The following is a 23,280-nucleotide window of genomic DNA, read 5'->3' as shown; positions in this document are numbered from 1 at the left end:
TGATAATTGAATAAAGAGTTGATCAAATGAAGCATAAGTATTTATTTATTCTAACCACCTTGGCATTTTTCTTTTCACCGATAATAAGTGCTGATTCTATAGCTCACACTCCTCGCATTAAGCACAATCACGTCAAAATCCATTCATCTGATTCTGATGATAGTAAATTTACAGCGTTTGCAACTGTCGATGACGCGCCACGCATTAAGCACAATTACGTTGCATTCCCTTCATTTGATCCCGATGACAGTGAGGCCATACCCCTTACAATTAGCGCCCGTTTTGCAATTCCTACCGGCATGGAAGGGCCGGTGCCTGCTGTCATTGTTGTACATGGCTCAGGCGGCGTGGACGAGAGAGGGGAACTCTATTCCTTGCACTTGAATCAAGCAGGTATTGCTACTTTGGAATTAGATATGTGGGCTGCTCGAGGACTGGACGGAGGCTTGTCTCGCCCCGCTCATGTACGCGAAACACTGCCTGACATTTACGGGGCCATACAATACCTGCAATCCCGCATCGACATTCAGCAGGACCAACTAGGATTGATTGGGTTTTCCTGGGGCGGGGTAGTTGCCATGTTAATGGCGGGAGAAGACACGCCGCAGTCAAATGTACTGCATGGCTTGGTGGCAAATTACCCTGTCTGTTGGGTTTATAACAAAGTGCCGGGATACACTTTCAACCAAATTCAGGATGGCCGGCAGGTGCTGATTATTTCAGGCAAGGAGGATGTGTATGATGCCCCAGACGATTGCACGGCCCTGGCATCCAGTCTGTCTGACGAAGACAGGAAACAGGTTCAGGTTCTGGAATTGGAGGACGCTACCCATGCCTTTGATCTTAACAGGCCGGACAGTCTGTTCTTTGATCCATATGCTTATCAAGGAAAGGGTGGGGACGTTCCCATTCGATACAACAAGGAAGCCACCGAGCAAGCTGTAGAATCCGCAATAGGGTTTATGCTCGAACAATTCGGCTCGGCGGATTCTTATGAATTGAATGCTCCAAATAGACGAGACTGATTATCTAGTCAAAGTCTGACTGGGCAGGCTGTAATATTTTCTTTTCCAGGCGGAACGAAGCGATGACGCGGCATTGAAACCAGCTTGATGCGCGGCTCTTTCAATCGTTTCGCCTCTGTTAATAATATGTCTGGCTTCTTCAAGCCGCAACTCTGCTATGTAATCCCGCACTGTCATGCCGGTATATGTTTTGAACAAACGCTGCAGATGGCGTTGAGATACCCGGAACTGCGAAGACAGTCGTGCGAGCGACAGTTTTTCATTGAAATGACAAGCAATATAATCCTGGACGGAATGAACAAATGGACTGATGTGATTTCTGAAGCTCAGGTGGCTGGATATTTGGGGATCATTGGCCATTCTGCGTCGGCAAACCACCAACTCTCTGGCAACCGCAATCGAACAATAGGCGCCAGCCTTGTCTTCAATTATGTCCAGACAAAGATCGATACCGGCAGTAACCCCAGCGCTCGTGCATACCATTCCGGATTTTACATGGATTCTGTCCGACACCACATTCGCTCTCGGAAAATCCCGTTGAAGCTGAGTGGTCAGGGTGTGATGAGTAGTGCATTCCCTTCCGTCCAACCAGCCGGCCTTGCCTAACAAAAAAGCGCCTGTGCATAGGCTGGCTAGAGTCGTGTCTTTACGCGGGACATTTTTCAACCACGTAATGCTTTTCTGGCTGGCGGGGTCGCTATAGATATCAGCATGGTAGCGGCTGGCGCAGGCGATAACAATTGAATGTGGCGGCAACTCCGCGGGCGGTAATTTCAGCCCGCTGATTCCCATGCCCTGCCGACTCGTTACCTCAGAATCAAAACCGACAAAATGGACAACAAAACCACTATGGATAAGCTGTGCTTCATGAAATGCCTGAATAGGCCCGGCCAGATCCAGCAGGTGAACTTCTGGTGTGATAAGGAAATAAACATGAATCGCGGATTGAGCGACTATTGCTTTGTCTTGGGCATGATTCGGCTGCATAGGTTGCTATATTCCACTAAGTACGAAGTTACATTGTCATTAAGGCGTTAGGAATAGTCAAAATGGATTTTAACGTTGAGCTCAAATTATAAGTGAGAAATATTACAAACAGATGCGCGGCTTTATATAGGCTTGAAAGGCAATCAACTGCTAAAAGTGGCAGTGAGGAGAAAAAAACAGGTCGCAACCGTCGGATCTGGACCTGTTCAATACCTGCTGACAACAGAAACATAAGAAAGGCCCAAGGCTGGGCTGTACGTATCTAGTAAAGTGCCGGATGCTATGGAAAAATACCGCGCGCCTGCCCAATACCCGCCTGTAATTTGGCTTGCTTGTCGTTGCTGTGGAGACAATGAACAGGTTCTTAGGCCTTTATAAGCAGCCTTCAGGTAGAATACGTCTTAAGGGGACGACAGGAGGGCATTTTTCGGATTGCCCGTGTCATAACAAGGCTATTCAGCCTTATTGAGTCAGGAAAGTAAAATGGATAGACAAGAGAAGTCGTTGGCCATGACCGTGCTGATGACGCCGGATATGGCGAATTTCTCCGGCAATGTGCACGGCGGCGCGTTATTGAAGTTATTGGATCAGGTGGCCTATGCCTGTGCGGCGAAATATTGTAAAAGCTATGTCGTGACCGCATCGCTGGACCATGTGTTCTTTAAGCAGATGATCAAGGTTGGTGAACTGGTGAATTTTTTTGCGCATGTCAATTACGTGGGACGCTCCTCGATGGAAATCGGCGTCAAGGTCGAGGCCGAGAATCTGATGACAGGAGAAACAAGGCATACCAACTCCTGCTACTTTACCATGGTGGCCGTCGATGAAAACGGCAAACCACAGGAAATACCGAAATTACAGATAGAGACTGAAGTGGAAAGAAGATTATTTGAAGCTGCAGAAATGCGCAAAAAAATGCGTCAGGAATTCATGGAAAAGAGTCGGGCGTTACATGTAGATTTACCAAAGGATGAATTGTGATCGTGGGTATACAAGAAAATTACGAACAACTGCCGTTAAAGCATTTTGCCGAGAAAGCCTACCTGGATTATTCCATGTATGTGATTCTGGATCGGGCCCTGCCGCATATTGCCGACGGCCTGAAGCCGGTGCAGCGGCGCATCGTTTATGCGATGTCGGAGCTGGGCCTGACAGCGGCGGCGAAATACAAGAAATCGGCCAGAACGGTCGGCGACGTGCTCGGCAAGTACCATCCGCACGGCGACTCGGCCTGCTACGAAGCCATGGTGCTGATGGCGCAGGATTTTTCCTACCGCTATCCGTTGATCGACGGCCAGGGCAACTGGGGCTCGCCGGACGATCCGAAATCGTTCGCGGCCATGCGTTACACCGAATCGCGGCTGACGCCTTATGCGCAGACCTTGCTGAGTGAGCTGGGGCAGGGCACGGTCGACTGGACCGACAATTTCGACGGCACGCTGAAAGAGCCGGTTTTACTGCCGGCAAGATTGCCGAACGTGCTGCTGAACGGCACGATGGGCATTGCCGTCGGTATGGCGACCGACATTCCGCCGCACAACCTGCGCGAAGTGGCGAATGCCTGCATCAAGCTGCTGGACGATCCTGACTGCCCGCCGGACGCCATTTTCAGGCATATCAAAGGTCCCGATTATCCGACCGACGCCGAAATCATCACGTCGGCCGAAGAGATACGGAAAATGTATATCAGCGGCGGCGGTTCGATCAAAATGCGTGCCAAATACGAGCTGGAGGACGGCAATATCGTTATTACGGCCCTGCCGCATCAAGTATCAGGTGCCAAATTGATGGAGCAGATCGCGGCGCAAATGCTGGCGAAAAAGTTGCCGATGATCGAGGACTTGAGGGATGAGTCGGACCATGAAAATCCGACCCGCCTGCTGGTCATACCGAAGTCGAAACGGCTGGATGTCGAGGCGGTCATGTCGCATTTGTTCGCGACGACGGATCTGGAAAGAAGCTATCGCGTCAATATGAACATGATCGGCCTGGACGGCCGCCCGCAGGTCAAAGGGTTGAGAGACATCCTGACCGAGTGGCTGTCGTTCCGTACCGAAACGGTCCGGCGCAGGCTTCAGCATCGGCTCGACAAGGTGCTGGCGCGTCTGCACATTCTGGAAGGCTTGCTGATCGCCTATCTGAACATCGATGAAGTCATCGCCATTATCCGCAATGAAGACAATCCCAAGCCGGTGCTGATGGCGCGATTCGGGCTCAGCGACCTGCAGGCCGAGGCGATTCTCGAATTAAAGCTGAGGCATCTGGCCAAGCTGGAAGAGATGAAGATCCGCGGCGAGCAGGATGAGCTGGAAAAAGAGCGGGCTGCGCTGGAAAAGACCCTCGGCTCCTCAAAATTGCTGAACCACCTGATCAGAAAGGAACTCGAACGCGACGCCGAGAAATACGGCGATGACCGCCGTTCGCCGATTGTCGCAAGACAGGCCGCGCAGGCGCTGGATACGACCGAGCTGATAGCCAATGAACCGTTGACGGTCATCCTGTCGCAGAAAGGCTGGATCAGGGCGGCCAAGGGCCATGACATCGACGTGACCAGCCTGAGCTACCGCTCCGGCGACGGTTTTCTCGATGCAGTCAGGACCCGAACGACCCAGCCGGTTTATCTGCTCGACTCGACCGGCCGGGCTTACAGCACGTCGACGCATGATCTGCCGTCGGCCCGAACCCAGGGCGAGCCGCTGACGGGACGCCTTAATCCGCCGGCCGGCGCTTACTTCACGCATCTGCTCGCCGGCAATCCCGATGACTGGTTTGTGCTGGCGAGCAACGCCGGCTACGGCTTCCGTGTGCAGCTCAAGGAACTGTTCAGCAAGAACAAAGCGGGCAAGTCGCTGATTACACTGCCGGATGGCGCCAAGGTATTGAAGCCGGCACGGGTAGCCAATGAATCCGATCTGCTTGCGGCCGTTACGATGCAGGGCCGTTTGTTGGTCTTTCCGGTGGCCGAGCTGCCGGCGTTGGCGAAGGGCAAGGGCAACAAGCTGATCCAGATCCCGACTTCGGATCTGGCCGCCGGCAAGGATGAAGTGATCGCGGTGATTGCGCTGCCGGAAAACGGCCAGTTGAAAGTGTTGGCCGGCAAACGTCATTTGACGCTGAAATCGTCTGATATCGAGCATTATTCAGGCAGCCGCGCCAACAGAGGATCGGCTTTGCTGAGAGGCTTTCAGCGGGTTGATGGTTTGGAGTGTGAGTAAGTTCGTTGCCTAAAGCATGAAATCTGAAATCACGAAGGACACGAAGTCTTATTCTTCGTGTCCTTCGTGGTAGATGAATTTTTGCAGTTAATACCTTCGGTTATTTCTGACCGGCGTAATGGCAAACATGATCAGAAATCCGATACCGGCAAAGAGGGTCAGCCATTTTGTCATGCCATATAACCGGCGCAGCTTGCGGTTGGCTTTCTTGATAATCTTGAATTCGTCCAGATAAATCGTTTCACAAGCGCCGTTGCCGGTGTCGTCACGGATGACGCTGGTGCCGCGCTGAAAGCCGCTGGCTTTATTGGAATAGCTCGCCAGAACGCCTTTCAGCCGGATATGATCGCCAGGTTCGGCACTCATCAGGGCTGTTTTGACTGCGTCATCATCGGTCAGCAGATGATTGTTGGACAGTGCATTCATTTTGAAAAGCGCACCGACTGAGGCATCGGGCCAGGACGCCCAGCAGGTCCAGCTGTCATTGCTGAACGTCATGCTTTTGTAAACGCCTGACTCGACATTCTCGCCCCAGATTACGCAGAGATCACGCAGATTGATGAAATCCTTCCAACGTTTGTGATGCCAGATATCGCTGAAATCATCGGCATCATGATAGCCGACAACGACGCCGTCGAGCTCATAGCTGAATTTGGGATTGACTGTGTATTCCTGTCCATTGACCTGCAGCGTGAAAGCCTGATCGGAAATCGGCGTTTGCATCGGTTCTTCGAGCTGATCCAGATCGTAATACGAGGGATCTGGCAACGTGTCCTTATAAAAATAAGTCGCTCCCATCACCAATACGCTGAGCATGAAAAGCCATTTGAACAGGGATTCAAAAACGGAAGAGAGGGGCATATTGGATTTCTGTATTAGAGGAACCGGATTTCTTATGATGCCAGTGTGCCCACTGGCAAATGCAATGCCCGTTTCTCAAGAGACAGCGCCGCTTCATGCAAGGCTTCTGAGATGGTCGGGTGTGCGTGTATGGTTCTGGCCAGATCTTCGCCGCTGGCCGAGAATTCCATAGCCAGTGCGGCTTCGGCAATCAGCTCGGAGGCATGGGCGCCAATGATATGAACGCCAAGTATGGCATCGGTTTCGGCATGGGCAATGATCTTAACCATCCCCTCAGAAATGCCCATGGCATGAGACCGGGCGGCCGCGCTTAACGGGAAAGTTCCGATCTTGATGCGCTCACCTATGGCTCTTAAAGCCTGTTCGGTCTGGCCGACCCAGGCAACTTCAGGTTCGGTATAAATAACGCAGGGCAGGAGTTCGTAATTGATCGGGTTGTGAACGCCGGCAATCTGTTCGGCGACGAAGACGCCTTCCTCTATGCCCTTATGGGCCAGCATGGGGCCGAGCGAAGTCAAATCACCTATCGCATAAACACCAGGCAGGGTGGTTCTGCAGTTTTCATCGACATGCACGAAGCCATTTTCATCGAGCATTAAATTGGCTTCCGCGGCGATCAGGTTTTCGGTATTGGGTTTTCTTCCCGAGGCAACAAGCAGTTTGTCTACACGCAGGCAATGCAGACCTTCACTATCCTGATATTCGACAGCAACTTTTTTATGGCCTTTTTTGGTGGAAATGACCCGCGCGCCCAAACGCATTTCCAGTCCTTGTTGCGTATAAATGCGATAGGCCTCGCGTGAGATTTGCTGGTCGGGCAGCGTTAAAAAATTTTCCTGCGCTTCCAGCATAACGATTTCGGAGCCGAGTTTCTTCCAAATGCAGGCAAGCTCCAGACCTATGACACCGGCGCCGATAATGCCCAGCTTTTTGGGTGCGCTGTCAAGGCTTAAGGCGGTTGTGGAGTCAATGATGAATTCATTGTCGATCGGGGCGCAGGGCAGACAGATCGGGGATGAGCCGGCGGCCAGGATAATATTTTTGGCCTTAATGATGGACGATGACGAATGGTCTACAGGGGTAATTTCCACTTCGCAGGCATTGAGCAATTTTGCCTGGGCATGGATACGGGTAATTTTGTGATGGTTAAATATATCGACGATTTTATTGCTGAGCGTTTCGATGATTTTGTCCTTGCGTCGCATCATCTGGGAGATGTCCACTGAAATATTTTCAGCATGAATACCATGTCTGCTCAGCTCATGGTTCAGCAGATGATAAATTTTTGCCGACTCGAGAAGGGCTATAGCGGGGACACAGCCGGCATTAAGATAAGTGCCGCCCAGGCTGCTCTGGCGTTTGTTATTGCTCCAATTATCGACGCAGGCCGTTTTCAAGCCGAGCTGCGCGCATCGGATGGCGCTGACATAACCAGCCGGCCCTGCGCCAATGACGACGACATCGTAATGAGATTGTAGCTTTGACATAATAAAGCCTTTTTAAATATTAACTGATGTTACGCAGTAAGTTGAATACAGATCGGTTTGGCTAAAGTATTGCTAGCGCGACGGTTTGGTTTAATCGGGTTTATCGCGCCCGAGGGCGAGTGCCTTTCTTTTGCGTCGCTTCGGCAATTGCTCCTGCATTTCCGCGTTCCCACGCTCCTGCCTGGGAACGTATACGGGGCTTGGATACGACGTGCCGCTCGCTCTCAAAGCTCGGCATCGGTTCCCGTGGAGGACCGTGGGAACCAGGGACCCAGCGTTGGCGGCGTCGAATGCTGGGTGTTCTCGCCGAAAGCTGCGGTGCTCGGCGCGGCAAACGGGATAAAATCGTCCGACGTAACATCAGATATTAAGAAGCAGATGGGCGGGAGCTTCCAGGCATTCTTTTATCGTCACTAAAAACTGCACGGCATCGCGTCCGTCGACCAGGCGGTGATCGTAGGACAAAGCCAGATACATGATTGGCCGGATGACAATCTGGCCGTTTTCGACAATGGGGCGCTCCTTGATGGCATGCATGCCCAATATGGCGCACTGCGGCGGATTCAATATCGGCGTTGACAGCATGGAACCGAAAATGCCGCCGTTGGTAATGGTGAATGTGCCGCCTTTCAGGTCCTCGTAGCCCAGCGTGCCGTTACGCGCCTTTTCTCCGTAATCGGCGATGCTTCTCTCAATGCCGGCGAAATCGAGCTGATCGGCATCGCGCAGAACCGGTACGATCAGGCCGCGCTCTGTCGTAACAGCGATGCCAATGTCATAGTAGCCGTGATAAATAATGTCGTTATCGTCAATGGAAGCGTTCACAGCCGGAAAACGCTTCAAGGCTTCGATGGAAGCCTTGACGAAAAATGACATGAAGCCCAGCTTGATATGGTGCTTTTCTTCGAAACGGGCTTTGTACTGATTGCGAAGATCAATAACGTTTTGCATATTGACTTCATTGAAGGTCGTCAGCATGGCTGCATTTTGCTGGGCCTGCAGCAGGCGCTCGGCAATCCTCGCTCTCAAACGCGTCATTGGAACTCGTTGTTCCGGACGTAGATTCATAGCAGGCATTGCCGGCTCGACTGGCTTGGCTATCTCTGGTTTAGCCGTTGTTTCCTGCCTGATGGGCTCTACGGGCGCGGTTTCCGGTTTTGGCGGTTCGATTTCAGGTGCAGGCGGTTTGTGGCTTTCCAGATAATCCAGCACGTCGGTTTTAGTGATGCGGCCATTTTTGCCCGTGCCTTTTATGCCAACGGGATCGATATTATTTTCCAGAATCAGTCGACGTACGGAGGGGCTGAGCGCAGGATGAGCTTCACTGCCAGGTGCGCGTGTTTCAGGTTCGGCCGTTTCAATATCCTCAACGGCCTGTATTTTGCCGGCTGTCTGTGCTTGAGCGGCTTGAGGCTCGAGCACGGCCAATACTTCGCCGGCAACGACTGTCGAGCCGTCTTTCTTGCGTATTTCACGCAGAATGCCTGAGTCCGGCGCGGGTACCTCAAGAACCACTTTATCCGTTTCCAGATCGACCAGGTTTTCGTTTTTATCGACCAAATCGCCGGGGCGCTTGTGCCAGGTAGCCAGTGTGGCGTCTGAAACCGATTCGGGCAGGTTGGGGACTAGGACTTCAATGCTCATGTTATTTTCCTGATGACTTACTGTATAAGGCCGATTCTACGACGGCTTTTTGTTGTTCTATATGGACGCGGAAATTCCCCACCGCAGGGGCTGCAGACGCCTCTCTGCCACTGTAACTCATAGTGACATGCGCAGGCAGACTGTCTGCGAAATGATGCTTGGATTGATACCAGACGCCTTGATTCTGTGGCTCCTCCTGACACCAGACGAACTCTTTCATGGCGGGATACTTCGCCAGTTCCGCTCTGAAGGCTTCGATGGGGAAAGGATACAATTGTTCTATGCGCGTGATGGCTACATGTTTCAGATTGTCTTTGTCCTTGCGGCGCGCTTCGAGCAAATCATAGTAAACCTTGCCGGAGCATAAGATAAAGCGCGTAATTTTTTTCGGATTGATCGGGTCCTGTTCGCCGATGATAGTCTGAAATTGCCCGTCAGTCAGGTCTTCCAGCGTGGAAACGGCGAGTTTATGCCTGAGCAGGCTTTTGGGCGTCATGACAATCAGCGGCTTTCTGTAAGGCCTGATCAATTGCCGGCGCAGCAAATGAAATATCTGTGCCGGCGTGGTCGGATTGCAGACCTGCATGTTGTGTTCGGCGCACAGTTGCAGATAGCGTTCAAGTCGGGCGGATGAGTGTTCAGGTCCCTGGCCTTCGAAACCGTGCGGCAGAAACATGACCAGACCGCTCAACCGGCCCCATTTGGTTTCCCCGGAACTGATGAACTGATCGATGACGACTTGCGCGCCATTGGCAAAATCGCCGAACTGCGCTTCCCAGATGACCAGTGTATTCGGTACGGTGGAACTGTAGCCGTATTCGAATCCCAATACGGCCGCTTCAGACAGCAATGAATCGAAAATCTGCGCCTGGCCCTGATCCTTGTCCAGATGTTTCAGCGGCGTGTGGGTTTTGCCGTTGAGCTGATTATGCAAGACGGCATGGCGATGGAAGAATGTGCCGCGGCCGACATCCTGGCCGGTCAGGCGGACATTATATTTTTCCATCAGCAGGGTCGCATAAGCCATGTTCTCGGCAAATCCCCAGTCCAGAGGCATGGCACCGGCAGCCATTTTACGGCGGTTATCCATAATTTTAGCGACGCGCGGATGTAGTTCAAAGCCGGCCGGCAGCCGCTGCATGCGATCGTTGCAGAAGCGAATGTGGTCTATCGAAACGGAAGTGTCGCAGGGGGTGTCCCATTTTCCGTGCAGGAACTGATTCCATTGCGTGGTATATGAGTAATGATTGTGGTCCAGCACAGGCCGGGAGACGACCTGGCCGGCATCGAGCTGCTTCTGATACTGCTGTTCCATTTCGGCCGCCTGTTCCTCCGTAATGACGCCTTCGCTGATCAGGCGGTCCGCATAAAGCCGCCGCGTGGTTTTGATCTTGCGGATTTTTTTATACATGCGCGGCTGAGTGGCCGAGGGCTCATCGGCTTCGTTGTGGCCGAGGCGGCGGTAGCAAATCAGGTCGATGACGACGTCTCTGTTGAAAGTCATTCTGAAATCAAGCGCCATTTTAGTGACAAAAATGACGGCTTCGGGGTCGTCTCCATTGACGTGGAAAACCGGCGCCTGAATCATGCTGGCCACATCGGTGCAATAGAGGGTGGAGCGGGCGTCCTGCGGATTGCTGGTGGTAAAGCCGATCTGGTTGTTGATGACGATATGAATCGTGCCGCCGGTAGAAAAGGCCCGGGTTTGCGACATGTTCAGCGTTTCCATGATGATGCCTTGTCCCGAAAACGCGGCATCGCCGTGGATTAGCACCGGTATGACCGCTTTTTCACCGTCTGCGCCGGCCCTGTCCTGACGTGCTTTTACCGAGCCTTCCACGACCGGATCGATGATTTCCAGATGCGACGGGTTGAAAGCCAGCGTTAAATGCAATGGGCCGCCGGGCGTGGCGATATTGGACGAGAAACCCATGTGATATTTGACGTCGCCGGAAATGACGCCGGGCGATAGCTTGGGCAGACCGGCGAATTCGTCGAATAAAATGGCAGGACTTTTGCCGAGGACATTGATCAGCACATTCAGCCGGCCTCTGTGCGCCATGCCGATCACGACTTCTTTAACGCCTTTTTCTCCGGCTCTCTGAACGAGTTCGTCGAGAACCGTAATCAGCGATTCGCCGCCTTCCAGTGAGAAGCGCTTTTGGCCGACAAATCGTGTATGCAGATAGTTTTCTATGCCTTCAGCTGCCGTCAGCAGCTTCAACAGCCAGCGCTTTTTTTCGGGTTCTATCGCTAAAGTCGATTTCGGGCTTTCCAGATGATTTCTTATCCAGCGTTTGATTGTCGTATCGACAATATGCATGTATTCGGTGCCAATGCTGCCGCAGTAAATCTCTTTCAGGCTGGTTATGATGTCGCGCAGCGGTAACCGGTCAATGCCCCGCAGCATGTCGGCATCGAACAGGGTATCCATGTCGGGCGCGGACAGTCCGTAATAAGCCGGATCAAAATCGGGAGGCGGGGGCGTTGTTTTTCCCAGCGGATTGTTTTGGGCGATTTGATGCCCGCGGACGCGGTAATGGTTGATAAGCCGGGCAACGGCCGATTGCTTTTTGACGCTTTCTTCCGTGAACCCTTGCAATTCGGCCAGCCTGCATTGAGATTTAATCGCGAGCTGTGCAAAGCGTTTCACGATGGGACTATGGGCCGCTTCATATTCGACACCGTCGTGAATGGCGCTGAATTCTTTCTGCCAGCTGGGGTCGACCGACTCAGGATCTTCCAGAAACTTTTCATACAGACTTTCAATGAAGCTGGCATTGCTGCCATAGAGGCTGGAAGAATCTTGAAAAAGTTTTAGCAGCTTACTCATTAGTATTATCCAATTTATTCAAAACGGGGTTTTAATTTTCCACCCTATCCGCAGTGGTATAGTACTTGGTTAGATGTTGTCTAGCCAAAGTATGGTTCATTTTATTAGTGGCAAAGGCAATCATAAAGTTTCATCTGCTTGTTGTTGAGATAAAAAATATGAGAGACAAAAAATATTGTAATTAGAGTTCCTTATTCAAAAATCGGGAAGATCTAAAGCCTATCTCTGTGCCCGAGATGATAACAGTGCGGCATGCCAAGCAGATATTATTAATTGGCAGCATTGTAATCGCCCTGCTTTCAAGTGAGCTGTACTTTTCATAAAGCCGGGTGTCAAAAAGACGGATGCGCCACTGTCTGATGCAAACGTTAATGCTTCAGCTAAAGCGGAAATAATAGATGAATATACACAAAGAGCAGCCAGTAATAATTGAGCCTGCGGGCTTGTCCAAAGTTGCTAATAATACGATCGGGCCAGAAGCTAAAACCAACCGGCTAGTATTAAAGTTAAGGGGAAAGTAAAAAGGCAACCAATAATAGTTAAACAAAAAGCGCAACAAAAAACAGCATGTCTCAATTGTTAATAAAAATGTTTCCCGTGCTTTATCGACTCATGGGGTTAATAATAAGTCTGTCGGAGAACTAAATCTACCGGTTAGTGTCAATGAAACAAAAGCAGTAGGCATTTATTATTTTACTGAATTAAACGAATTAAAAGGTCCGGCGCTCCGTCATGAATGGCTAGATAATAGAAAGGCTGCTTTAATAACGGATAAATATCTTAGGTAATAGATGGAGGGCAACCAGCAGCAAGTTATTTACTGATAAAAATGCAGGTAATTGAGGCGTTAGACTTATTGATGAGCTAGGGCATATATTAAATTAAAAAAGCTTTAAGATTATTATTAACTTAGTGTTGCAGGCTAAGAATTAAAAAATTATAGGGTTATAAATGATTATTTAAGATTAATCTAAGTAATTCTTACTATTTATAGTATTAGGTAGTCATGATATGATTGTAATATATTTTTATTATTAGGAGCTAAAATGACCCAATCCCAGTATCAGAATCTTAAAACGACAGAGTATCAAAATCTCACTGAAAATGAATTGCAGGCTCTTATTGAAAAAGCCGAAAAAGCATTAAAGACCAAGCAGGCAAATAAACGTAAGGAAGTTATTGCTCAGATAAAAGAGCTGGCGGCATCAATCGATGTTGCCGTTGAAATTTATGAAGGCGATAAAAGGTCGGCTCGCAAAGGCGTTAAGGTGCCTGTTAAATACCGTCATCCCCAGGACCCTGAAAAAACATGGACCGGCCGCGGAGTGACGCCAAAATGGATGCAGACTTTGATCGATGCCGGCCATGACCGTTCTGAATTTGAAGTTTGATTATCCAGGTTCAGGCAGATATTTTCCGGTCCGGGGCACAAGGCAAAACAGCGCGGTTTTTGCCTTGTGCCAGTGGTTTTAATCAATAAAACGTTTTGTTAAATCCCCATAATCATCAATTCTTCGGTCGCGCAAATAAGGCCATATTCGTCTGACGCGCTCAACCCTTGAGCTGTCAAGATCGGCGGTCAGCAGTTTTATCTCCGATTCGTTGGCATGAGTGATGATTTCCCCTTGGGGGCCTGCGATAAAGCTATTGCCCCAGAAATTTATGCCTTTATCCGAATCAGGCGCTTTTTCAAAGCCGATGCGATTGCAGGATATGACCGGAATGCCATTGGCTACAGCGTGCGCGCGTTGAACGGTGACCCAGGCATCCAGTTGGCGCTTGTGTTCTTCAGGCGTATCCAGAGGGTCCCAGCCTATTGCGGTAGGATAGATCAATAGTTCTGCGCCAGCCAGAGCCATCAGTCTTGCCGCTTCGGGAAACCATTGGTCCCAGCATATCAATACGCCTAGTTTGCCGATTGAAGTCTGGATCGGTTTGAAGCCAATATCGCCCGGCGTGAAGTAGTATTTCTCATAAAAGCCAGGATCGTCGGGAATATGCATTTTCCGGTATTTACCGGCGATACTGCCATCCTTATCAAAAACCACGGCGGTGTTGTGATAAAGCCCCGGCGCTCTTTCTTCAAAGATAGTTGAAACGATAACGATCTCCAGCTTTTTAGCCACTGCCGATAGGACTTCGGTAGTGGGGCCGGGAATAGGCTGGGCAAGGGCGAAGGTATTATGATCCTCGTTCTGGCAGAAATAAGGCCCCAGATGCAGTTCCGGCAGTACGGCCAGGTCTGCGCCGGCAGCGGCCGCCTCATGGATTTTCTCAATGGAAAATTCAAGGTTAGTCTGTCTGTCTTCATTGCAGGGCTGTTGAACAGCGCTGACGATTAATTTTGATTTCATGATGAATAAGCTTGGATGGGTTTTGACAATAGTATTATTTTACAACGATTTAAAAATAGGCAGTAGCGCTATTCGGTTCAGTGAAAGCCGAAAGGTCACTAAGGCAAAGGTTGTCCTGCGGCAATTTTGCTTATTTGACGGTCATGAAGACGGCTTAACGTTACGATGGCCGAAACTGCGCCGGCCAACGCGAAAGCCATGTCGGACTGCGTATCCCACATATAACCTTGTGTGCCTAAAAATGATTCGGCAGCTTCCTTGCTGACTAAGGCAGCGAACCATTCGATAAGTTCGTAAAATGCCGAGATGGCTAAACAGATACAGATAATGAGGAAGTTTAGCCATTTACGGCCTGCCACGACTTGATTCCTGATTAATATCTCGCGGGCTACAATGGCCGGGATAAAACCTTGGGCCAGATGGCCGAGTTTATCGTAATTATTGCGTTCCAATTCGAAAGTCACTTTCAGCCAGTTAAATAACGGAACTTCGGCATAAGTATAATGGGCGCCTATCATCAGGAGGATGCTGTGGATCAAAATCAGGTTGTAGGCGAGGCGAGTCAAAGAGAAACGCCGGCGCGTCGCGATAAGAATGATCAAGGCGATCAGAGCGGGTGTGGTTTCAAGCAGCCAGGTAAAATAATCTTTGGGATTGATAGCCGACCAGATCAGTACCGAAAAAAATATTGCCGCCCAGGTTTTAGTCATGGTCGGTTTTGTCAGTCTAAATGCGGTGCATTTGCAGATTCATAAAAAATGACGCCTATATGATTAATATGATCAATAAGGCGGGCATTATTTATTCGACTGAAAAGTGAAATATCAAAACAATAAGGTAAAAACAGGTCTTCGAGCTCAAAACTTACCCTGTCAATAACGCTTGAATTTAATTCCTGCCCTTTTAACGCAAGATCGATATCCGAGCTATCTTTATAATTGCCTTTCGCCCGAGAGCCGTAGAGTATGACCTGTTCTATTTCAGGGTGGCGGGCAAAAACGGCATTTATTTGTGCTATGGTTTGATTTTTGAGGCCGTATTTCATGTTTTATGATTGCGCTTTAAATAAACCCGCTCACAAAAGTATTTATGGCTTTGAATGAGCTCTTGTACTTCAAGTTCATTTAAATCGTTTTATTATGTAACGGGTTTCATCAATAATATAAGCATCCGAAAATATATATCGGACGCTTATACTTAATCAGCGCCGAGCAATTACAGATTGAGCATTAGTCGGTAACAGCAAACGCTTTTTCAGGAAACTGCATGGTCATGCAATGCAAACTGCCGTATTGATGCACCAGCGGCCGGCATGGCGTGGCGATAATCTTGTGGTGCGGGAAGCAGCCGGACAGCCGTTCCAGGGCAACGGCGTCCATCGGGTCGTCATAGACAGGCACCATGACGGCCTGATTGATGATCAGGAAATTGGCGTAATTGGCCGGCAGGCGCTGGCCTTCTTCATCAAAGATCGGTTTCGGCATCGGCAGCGGCACCAGATTATAGGCTTCATTTGCTTGCGTGCGGAAAGCCTGCAGCTGAGATTCCATGTTTTTCAAACTTGCATAATGCTTGTCTTCGGGATCATCGCTGCTGGTATAGGCGATAGTCGTGGCCGAGCAGAAACGGGCCAGTGTATCGATATGGGCGTCAGTATCGTCGCCGGACAGATTTTCCTGGTCCACCCATAATATTCTTTTGGCGCCGAAATACTGTTGCAGTCGCTGTTCAATGTCCTGTTGCGACAGTTCTTTGTTTCTGTTCGGGTTCAGCAGGCATTGGCGCGTGGTCATGATCGTGTCAATGCCATCGCTTTCAACACTGCCGCCTTCGAGGATGAAGTCCATGTCGGCATAAGCCGCATTCTTGAATGGACTGTAGTTTAATAAGGCATGGTTCAGCGCGTTATCGCGCTGGTGCGGGTACTTGCCGCCCCAGCCGTTGAATCTGAAGTTGAGCAGTTTCATGCGGCCATCTTCTTCTGCGGTCAGGAAAACGGTATCCCTGACCCAGATGTCATTCACTTCGGCGTGAAGAAAGGTGATATTGCCGTTGTTTTTGATTAAAGACTGAATATGCTGCTGATGGGCGTCATCCCTGCAGACGATAAATAAGCGCTGATACTGGCTGATCGTTTCGGCAATAAAACCGTAGCTCTGTTCGACAGCATCGAGACGATTGCTGAAGTCGCCGGTTGCATGCGGCCAGGCGATTAATACGGCGGACTGTTTTTCCCATTCGGCTGGAAAGCGGATCATTGATTTTGGTACCCTGTGGTTGTGCGCGCCGGCCGATTAATGGCTGGCGGCGGATTGAAATAACATTTCTTTAGCGTGGGCCAGCGTGTTGGCGGTGATGTTGATGCCGCCCAGCATTCTGGCAATTTCCTGAACGCGCTCCTCGTCATTCAGGACTCTGACATTGGACGATGTGATATCGGCCTTATTATTTTTTTCGACATAGAGATGAGTGTGCGCCTGCGATGCGACTTGCGGCAAATGCGTCACGCACATGACCTGGCGGTTGTGGCTCAGACTGCGCAGTTTTTGCCCGACAATCTCGGCAATGCCGCCGCCGATGCCTGTGTCGACTTCGTCGAAAATCATGGTCGGCGTGGTTTTGTCGTTGCTGGTCGTGACCTGGATGGCCAGACTGATGCGCGATAATTCGCCGCCGGAGGCGACTTTGGCCAGCGGCTTGGCCGGCAGGCCCGGGTTGGCGCTGACCAGAAATTCAATTTTATCCTTGCCGTTCAGCTTGGGCGCCTCCAGATCCAGCGCTGTGACGTCGACCAAAAACTCGCCCTGCGGCATGCCCAGCTCCTTGATCATGGCTGATATCTGCTGTGCCAGATTTTTACTGGCCTGTTTGCGCTGTTCCGACAATTGCGCGGCCAGTTGATCGTATTGTTCGAGCAGTTTTGCCGTGCTGATCTTTAAGGCTTCGATGCGCTCGCTGCTGTGAGTCAGCCCATCCAGTTCCTGCTCGAGGTTTTCTGCCAGTTCCGGCAGTTCATCCGGCTTGACATGATGCTTGCGGCTCAGGTTCTGAATGACGGCGATCTGGTTTTCCAGTATGTCCATGCGTTGCGGATCGGCTTCCTGAGACTCAAGGAAACGGCGCAGCTGCTGTGCCGCTTCTTCGGTCTGAATCTGCGCTTCCGATAACAGCGAACAGATCTCGTTCAGCTCCGGCGCAAAGCGGGCGATATGCGTGATTTCATTCAGGCTATGGCCCAGCATCTGGCTGACTGATTGCTCGTCGTTTTCGTAGAGAATGTCAACCTGGCTTTGGCCGACCGCTAAAATCTGGCCCAGATTGGCCAGTTTGCTGTGTTCTTCCGACAAGGCCGCGTAATTGAAGTTTTGCAGATCAAGCTGCTGCAGTTCTTCAATCTGGTAGCGCAATAATTCTTCGCGTTCGGCTTTGTCCTTGCCGGCTTTGATCAGCGCTTCCAGTTCCTTATGGGCTTGCTGCCATTGCCGGTAACAGGCGTTGACTTGATCCAGAAGCGGCTGGTCTTTGGCGTAGGCATCCAACAGACGGCGTTGTTCGTCGCTGTTGAGCAAGGTTAAATGCGCATGCTGGCCGTGAATTTCTACCAGTTTCTCGCTAAGCGCCTGCAGGGTCTGCAATGTGACCGGCCGGTTGTTGATATAGGCTTTGGAGCGCCCGTCCTGATTGACTATGCGCCGAATCAGGCAATGGTGGTCGTCATCGAGATCGTTTTCTTTCAGCCAGCGCTGGGCCTCAGGCGCATCGGCCAGATCAAACTCCAGGTTGATTTCGGCGCGTTTGGCTTCGGGGCGTACATAGCCTGAGTCGGCCCGGTCACCCAGGGCGAGCCCCAATGCGGTCAAGAGTATGGATTTGCCGGCCCCGGTCTCGCCGGTAAGCACGGACATACCTTTTTCAAGGTCCAGGTCCAGCGATTTGACAACGGCAAGGTCGATGATGTTAAGGTTCAATAGCATAGGAATTAAATATGATAACCACTGCTCCAGTTTAATTTGCCCCGCAGTATCTGAAAGAAGTCATGGTCTTCGGGGTGCAGAATTCTAATCGGTTTCGGATCTTTTTTGATCAAAATTTTATCGCTGATCAGCACGGCCGGAATTTCAATTTGATCGCAGGTAACCAGTGCATTGATTTGCTTGGTCTGGCAGAAGCTGATTTCAATTTCAGCGGAATCATCGATGACGATCGGGCGATTGGTCAGGGTATGGGGGTTGAGCGGCACCAATACCAGCGCATTTAACGACGGATGCAGAATCGGGCCCCCTGCGGACAGGGAGTAGGCGGTCGAACCGGTGGGCGTGGAAACAATCAAGCCGTCGGAGCGTTGAGAATTGAGAAAGACGCCGTCAATCTTGGTCACGATTTCAATCATGCTGGGCGTTACCCAGCGATGAATCACCACTTCATTGACGGCTGTTTCTTCGTGAATGACCTGTTCGTCACGGACGATTTTGGTCCGCAATAAACAGCGTTTTTCTTCAATATAGTGGCCCTGGAGCATGCGGTGCAATCTGTCCGGCAGTTCGTTGGGCGATATGTCGACCAGAAAACCGAGACGCCCCAGATTGATGCCAATCAAAGGAATATCATATTCGGCAATGGCCCGTGCGGCAGTCAAAAAAGTACCATCGCCGCCAACCGCGATAACCAGATCGCAATATTGGCCTAGTTTGTCCATAGGGCGGGATTCGGGCTGATTACGAATAAACCGGGCGCTGTCCTTGGCAATCAGGACAGTGAATTGCCGGCTTTTTAAAAAATCATAAAGAATTGACAGGGGCTCAGCAATGCTGGGGTCACTGGGTTTGCCTATGAGGCCAATGGTTTTGAAAGGGCTCTGCATTGCCGGATACAAGTCAAAATGAATTGGATTATACAAAAACCTCAGTAAAGCAACCAGTTTTACCGGCAGAAGATGTTTGGGGTTCTCATGAGGAGGAGCGAAAGGCCTTCTTTAATAATAGGCAGTTTTAAGAAAAAGGGTTTTATTGACAACAAACCGTTGAGCTGATATTTTGCGGCGCTGGCACTCGCTCGGGTGGAGTGCTAATTATGATCTTTTAGAGGTTGATGTGAGTACTGATCAAGTTTTAAACGAAAGGTCGCTGCAATTGCTGAAAACGCTGGTTGAGCGTTATATCAGTGACGGTCAGCCGGTAGGCTCAAGGGTTTTATCAAAAGACTCGGGCTTAAACTTGAGTCCGGCCACCATCCGCAACGTTATGGCCGATCTTGAAGATTTGGGGTTGGTGCATTCGCCGCATACCTCGGCTGGACGCGTGCCCACAGTCAGCGGTTATCGCTTGTTCGTAGACAGCCTGTTGACAGTCAAGCCCTTGAAATCGGAAGAGTTGGCTCGATTGCAGCAGGGTTTATCAGTCACTGATAATAATGGTGATGTTATCGGCGTCGCCTCTCGTCTGCTGTCGGAATTGACCCGTATGGCCGGGGTCGTGACTTTGCCTAGGCGGGAAATGCTCTGCCTGCGGCATATTGAATTTTTGTCTTTATCCAATACGCGTGTATTGGTGATTTTTGTTACCAATGAGCAGGAAGTCCATAACAAAATCATTCATACTGCGAAGGCGTTTAGCGCTGCTGAATTGCAGCAGGCGGCGAATTATTTGAATTCAGTTTATTGCGGCCGCAGTCTGGTTTCAGTGCGGCAAGCAGTTTTTGAAGAGTTGAAGGAAGATCAGGCGCGCATGAATCAGGGTATGCTTGATGCGATCAAAATGGCGCAGCTGACTTTCGAGCAGGACAGTGAAAAAGAAGATTACGTGCTGACCGGCGAAACCAATTTAATGGGTTTTTCAGAGTTGGCGGATATGGACCGGCTGAAAAAATTATTTGAAGCATTCAGTCAAAAACAGGATGTGATTCATTTGCTGGATCAATGTATGAATGCAGAAGGCGTGCAGATTTTTATCGGCGAAGAATCCGGCTATCAGGCCTTCGATCACTGCAGCCTGGTTACATCATCTTATTCGATTAGCGATGAGGTGGTGGGTGTGCTGGGCGTCATCGGGCCGACACGCATGGCTTATGAGAAAGTTATCCCCTATGTCGATATTACGGCAAAATTATTAGGCGCAGCCTTGAATCAAAAATCATCGTCCCCATCATAACTAGCATCTGTTTTCTTTCGCGCGATTGGGCGCGAAAACCCATTTTTATATTTTGAGGAGCTATAGCGAATGAGTAATGATCAGGAAGTGCCTGAATCTCAGGTTGAAGCCGAGGTTAAAAAAGAAGAGCCAGTTGGTGAAGTGATTAACGGAGAGCAGCTGTTGTCTGAACCGACTCTTGAAGAACTGAAGCAGCAATTGGTGCAGGCCGAGCAGAAAGCTCAGGAAAACTGGGACAAAGCAGTTCGTGCCCAAGCGGAGATGGAAAACCTGAAGAGAAGGACGCAGAAAGATCTGGAGAGCGCGCATAAATTTGCGCTGGAAGGGTTTGCCAAAGAGTTGCTGCCGGTATTGGACAGTCTGACATTAGGACTGCAGGCAGCTACTGGCGACAGCCCTGAAGTGGAGAAGTTTCGCGTGGGCAGCGAATTGACGATCAAACAGTTTGAATCGGTATTCGCCAAATTTAACATTGAAACGATCGATCCGGTCGGCCAGCCTTTTAACCCCGAACATCATCAGGCTATGGCCATGCAGGCCGTGGAAGGCGCCGAGCCTAATACCGTGGTTAATGTTTTCCAGAAAGGCTATTTGCTGAACGGGCGCCTGTTGCGCCCTGCCATGGTCGTGGTTGCCAAAGTCCCCGAAAAACCGGCAGAAGATACACCAAGCAATAATAAACAGGCTTGAAGAAGATAAAACAATCCCCATATTAAGAACAACTTTTAACATTTACATATTCAAGTCTGGAGACTTCAATGGCTAAAATTATTGGAATAGATTTAGGAACCACAAACTCCTGCGTTGCGGTTTTAGAAAACGGCGTAGCGAGAGTGATCGAGAATAGCGAAGGCGCCCGTACGACGCCGTCAATTATCGCTTTTACCAGTGATGATGAAGTATTGGTAGGCCAATCGGCTAAGCGTCAGGCCGTAACCAACCCTAAAAACACACTATTTGCTATCAAACGGTTGATCGGCCGTCGCTTTAAAGACGATGTCGTGCAAAAAGACATCAAAATGGTGCCTTATAAAATTGTCGAAGCTGAAAACGGCGATGCCTGGGTTGAGGTGCACGGCAAGAAAATGGCGGCGCCTGAAGTTTCAGCACGTGTTTTGATGAAACTGAAAAAAGACGCCGAGGCTTATCTGGGCGAAGAAGTCACCGAAGCCGTTATCACGGTGCCTGCTTACTTTAACGATTCACAACGTCAGGCTACTAAAGATGCCGGCCGTATTGCCGGGCTGGATGTAAAGCGTATCATCAACGAGCCGACTGCCTCGGCGCTGGCTTTCGGTATGGACAAGCCTAAAGGCGATACCAAAATTGCCGTATATGACCTCGGCGGCGGTACATTCGATATTTCCATCATCGAAATTGCCGAGATAGAAGGCGAGCATCAGTTTGAAGTATTGTCGACTAACGGTGACACTTTCCTCGGCGGCGAAGATTTCGACTTGAGAGTCATTGAATATTTGGCGTCAGAATTCAAGAAAGAAAGCGGCGTTGACCTGCATAATGATCCTTTGGCGCTGCAACGTTTGAAAGAAGCGGCGGAAAAAGCCAAGATCGAGCTGTCTTCAGCCCAGCAAACCGATGTTAACCTGCCTTACATCACTGCTGATGCAACAGGTCCTAAACATTTAAACGTTAAACTGACCCGCGCAAAACTGGAATCGCTGGTTGAAGAGTTGATCAATCGCACGAAAGGTCCTTGCGAAATAGCGCTTAAAGACGCCGGCTTGTCTGCATCCGAAATTGATGACGTGATCCTGGTGGGCGGTCAAACCCGTATGCCGAAAGTACAGGAAATGGTAAAAAACATTTTCGGTAAAGAGCCGCGCAAAGACGTTAACCCGGATGAGGCGGTGGCCTTGGGTGCGGCGATTCAGGCCGGTGTTCTGGGCGGCGAAGTCAAAGACGTGCTGTTGCTGGACGTTATTCCGCTATCATTGGGTATCGAAACCATGGGTGGCGTCATGACCAAGCTGATCGAGAAAAACACCACGATTCCAACCAATGCTTCACAGGTTTTTTCTACGGCCGATGACAACCAGACTGCGGTAACGGTTCATGTGTTGCAGGGCGAGCGTGAGATGGCGGCTGCCAATAAATCACTGGGGCGTTTTGATCTGTCTGATATACCGCCCGCACCGCGCGGCATTCCGCAGATCGAAGTGGCATTCGATATCGATGCCAACGGCATTCTGAACGTATCGGCCAGAGACAAGGCGACCGGCAAAAAACAATCTATTGTCATTAAAGCGTCCAGTGGGTTATCAGATGAAGAAGTTCAACGCATGATCAAGGATGCCGAGGCTCATGCTGATGAAGACCGCAAATTGGCAGAACTGGTGGCGGCGCGCAACCATGCCGATGGTATGATCCATGCTACGGAGAAGTCGCTGAAAGAGCTGGGCGATCAGGTTGGTGCCGATGAAAGAAGCGCGATCGAGAATGCGATCAATGCGCTGAAAGACGCCGTTAAAGGCGATGACAAAGTTGAGATCGAAGCGAAAACCAATGCCTTGACTGAACTGTCCGGCAAGTTGGCTGAGCGCGTTTATGCTCAGAAAGCTGGCGCTGCAGGCGGCGAGTCTGCCGGGGCGGGCGCTTCTGAACAGCATGCTGCTGATGAAGGCGTTGTCGATGCCGAGTTTGAAGAAGTCAAGGACGATAAAAAGTAATTAAAACTATAGTTCATGCCGCGCCTTTAACGGCGCGGTTC

18 protein-coding genes are annotated in these 23,280 nt (G+C 50.2%); 7 read left to right on the top strand and 11 right to left on the bottom strand.

Annotation, left to right across the window (positions count from 1 at the left end):
- Positions 1-26: 26 nt before the first annotated feature.
- A complete protein-coding gene (locus tag V2P20_RS15535) occupies positions 27-1,025 on the top strand; it encodes a dienelactone hydrolase family protein (RefSeq protein WP_331819877.1) in 999 nt (332 codons plus the stop codon).
- Here the strand turns inward: V2P20_RS15535 and V2P20_RS15530 are convergent, their stop codons facing one another.
- Complete coding sequence (locus V2P20_RS15530) at positions 1,026-2,012, bottom strand: helix-turn-helix domain-containing protein (protein WP_331819874.1); 987 nt, start codon at positions 2,010-2,012, stop codon at positions 1,026-1,028.
- 483 nt (positions 2,013-2,495) lie between these two features.
- On the opposite strand from V2P20_RS15530, the gene V2P20_RS15525 reads away from it, so the two are divergent.
- Complete coding sequence (locus V2P20_RS15525; RefSeq protein WP_331819872.1) at positions 2,496-2,993, top strand: acyl-CoA thioesterase; 498 nt, start codon at positions 2,496-2,498, stop codon at positions 2,991-2,993.
- 2 nt (positions 2,994-2,995) lie between these two features.
- The gene (gene parC, locus V2P20_RS15520; RefSeq protein ID WP_331819870.1) at positions 2,996-5,227 is read left to right on the top strand and encodes a DNA topoisomerase IV subunit A; all 2,232 of its coding nucleotides are present in this window, start codon (positions 2,996-2,998) and stop codon (positions 5,225-5,227) included.
- Between the two features lie 87 nt (positions 5,228-5,314).
- Here parC and V2P20_RS15515 read toward each other — a convergent pair whose 3' ends face one another.
- From V2P20_RS15515 to V2P20_RS15500, 4 genes are all read right to left on the bottom strand, one after another.
- A complete protein-coding gene (locus V2P20_RS15515; protein ID WP_331819868.1) occupies positions 5,315-6,088 on the bottom strand; it encodes a hypothetical protein in 774 nt (257 codons plus the stop codon).
- Between the two features lie 32 nt (positions 6,089-6,120).
- A complete protein-coding gene (lpdA, locus tag V2P20_RS15510) occupies positions 6,121-7,575 on the bottom strand; it encodes a dihydrolipoyl dehydrogenase (RefSeq protein WP_331819866.1) in 1,455 nt (484 codons plus the stop codon).
- A gap of 360 nt (positions 7,576-7,935) precedes the next feature.
- Positions 7,936-9,219, bottom strand: coding sequence for a 2-oxoglutarate dehydrogenase complex dihydrolipoyllysine-residue succinyltransferase (gene odhB / locus V2P20_RS15505; protein WP_331819864.1), 1,284 nt, complete (start codon positions 9,217-9,219; stop codon positions 7,936-7,938).
- A gap of 1 nt (position 9,220) precedes the next feature.
- Entirely contained in the window at positions 9,221-12,052 is a 2,832-nt protein-coding gene (locus V2P20_RS15500; protein ID WP_331819863.1) for a 2-oxoglutarate dehydrogenase E1 component, read from the bottom strand.
- Between the two features lie 1,046 nt (positions 12,053-13,098).
- On the opposite strand from V2P20_RS15500, the gene V2P20_RS15495 reads away from it, so the two are divergent.
- Positions 13,099-13,443, top strand: coding sequence for an H-NS histone family protein (locus V2P20_RS15495; protein WP_331819861.1), 345 nt, complete (start codon positions 13,099-13,101; stop codon positions 13,441-13,443).
- 78 nt (positions 13,444-13,521) lie between these two features.
- On the opposite strand, the gene V2P20_RS15490 is transcribed toward V2P20_RS15495, so the two are convergent.
- The 6 genes from V2P20_RS15490 to V2P20_RS15465 all read right to left on the bottom strand — a co-directional run bounded on the left by V2P20_RS15490 (position 13,522) and on the right by V2P20_RS15465 (position 19,267).
- Positions 13,522-14,406: a carbon-nitrogen hydrolase gene (locus V2P20_RS15490; protein WP_194970462.1), complete on the bottom strand. Its 885-nt coding sequence runs from the start codon at positions 14,404-14,406 to the stop codon at positions 13,522-13,524.
- Positions 14,407-14,504: 98 nt separating this feature from the next.
- On the bottom strand, positions 14,505-15,116 hold the full coding sequence (locus V2P20_RS15485; RefSeq protein WP_331819859.1) for a DUF2238 domain-containing protein: 612 nt from the start codon (positions 15,114-15,116) through the stop codon (positions 14,505-14,507).
- 11 nt (positions 15,117-15,127) lie between these two features.
- Positions 15,128-15,451 (bottom strand): nucleotidyltransferase domain-containing protein, encoded by a 324-nt coding sequence (locus V2P20_RS15480; RefSeq protein ID WP_331819857.1) that lies wholly within the window; start codon positions 15,449-15,451, stop codon positions 15,128-15,130.
- Positions 15,452-15,635: 184 nt separating this feature from the next.
- Positions 15,636-16,664, bottom strand: a complete 1,029-nt coding sequence (locus tag V2P20_RS15475; RefSeq protein WP_331819855.1) for an agmatine deiminase family protein — start codon at positions 16,662-16,664, stop codon at positions 15,636-15,638.
- 36 nt (positions 16,665-16,700) lie between these two features.
- A complete protein-coding gene (gene recN / locus V2P20_RS15470) occupies positions 16,701-18,380 on the bottom strand; it encodes a DNA repair protein RecN (RefSeq protein ID WP_331819853.1) in 1,680 nt (559 codons plus the stop codon).
- 5 nt (positions 18,381-18,385) lie between these two features.
- Positions 18,386-19,267, bottom strand: coding sequence for an NAD(+) kinase (locus V2P20_RS15465; protein WP_331819898.1), 882 nt, complete (start codon positions 19,265-19,267; stop codon positions 18,386-18,388).
- 229 nt (positions 19,268-19,496) lie between these two features.
- Here V2P20_RS15465 and hrcA point away from each other — a divergent pair, with 229 nt between their 5' ends.
- The 3 genes from hrcA to dnaK all read left to right on the top strand — a co-directional run bounded on the left by hrcA (position 19,497) and on the right by dnaK (position 23,239).
- Positions 19,497-20,552 (top strand): heat-inducible transcriptional repressor HrcA, encoded by a 1,056-nt coding sequence (gene hrcA, locus V2P20_RS15460; RefSeq protein WP_331819851.1) that lies wholly within the window; start codon positions 19,497-19,499, stop codon positions 20,550-20,552.
- Positions 20,553-20,621: 69 nt separating this feature from the next.
- Positions 20,622-21,242, top strand: coding sequence for a nucleotide exchange factor GrpE (gene grpE / locus V2P20_RS15455; RefSeq protein WP_331819849.1), 621 nt, complete (start codon positions 20,622-20,624; stop codon positions 21,240-21,242).
- Between the two features lie 68 nt (positions 21,243-21,310).
- Positions 21,311-23,239, top strand: coding sequence for a molecular chaperone DnaK (gene dnaK, locus V2P20_RS15450; RefSeq protein ID WP_331819847.1), 1,929 nt, complete (start codon positions 21,311-21,313; stop codon positions 23,237-23,239).
- Positions 23,240-23,280: the final 41 nt, after the last annotated feature.

The sequence above is a fragment of the Methylobacter sp. Wu1 genome, from assembly GCF_036553575.1.
In the GTDB taxonomy this organism is placed as follows: Bacteria; Pseudomonadota; Gammaproteobacteria; order Methylococcales; family Methylomonadaceae; genus Methylobacter.
This window is presented reverse-complemented; position numbering and strand designations above follow the sequence as displayed.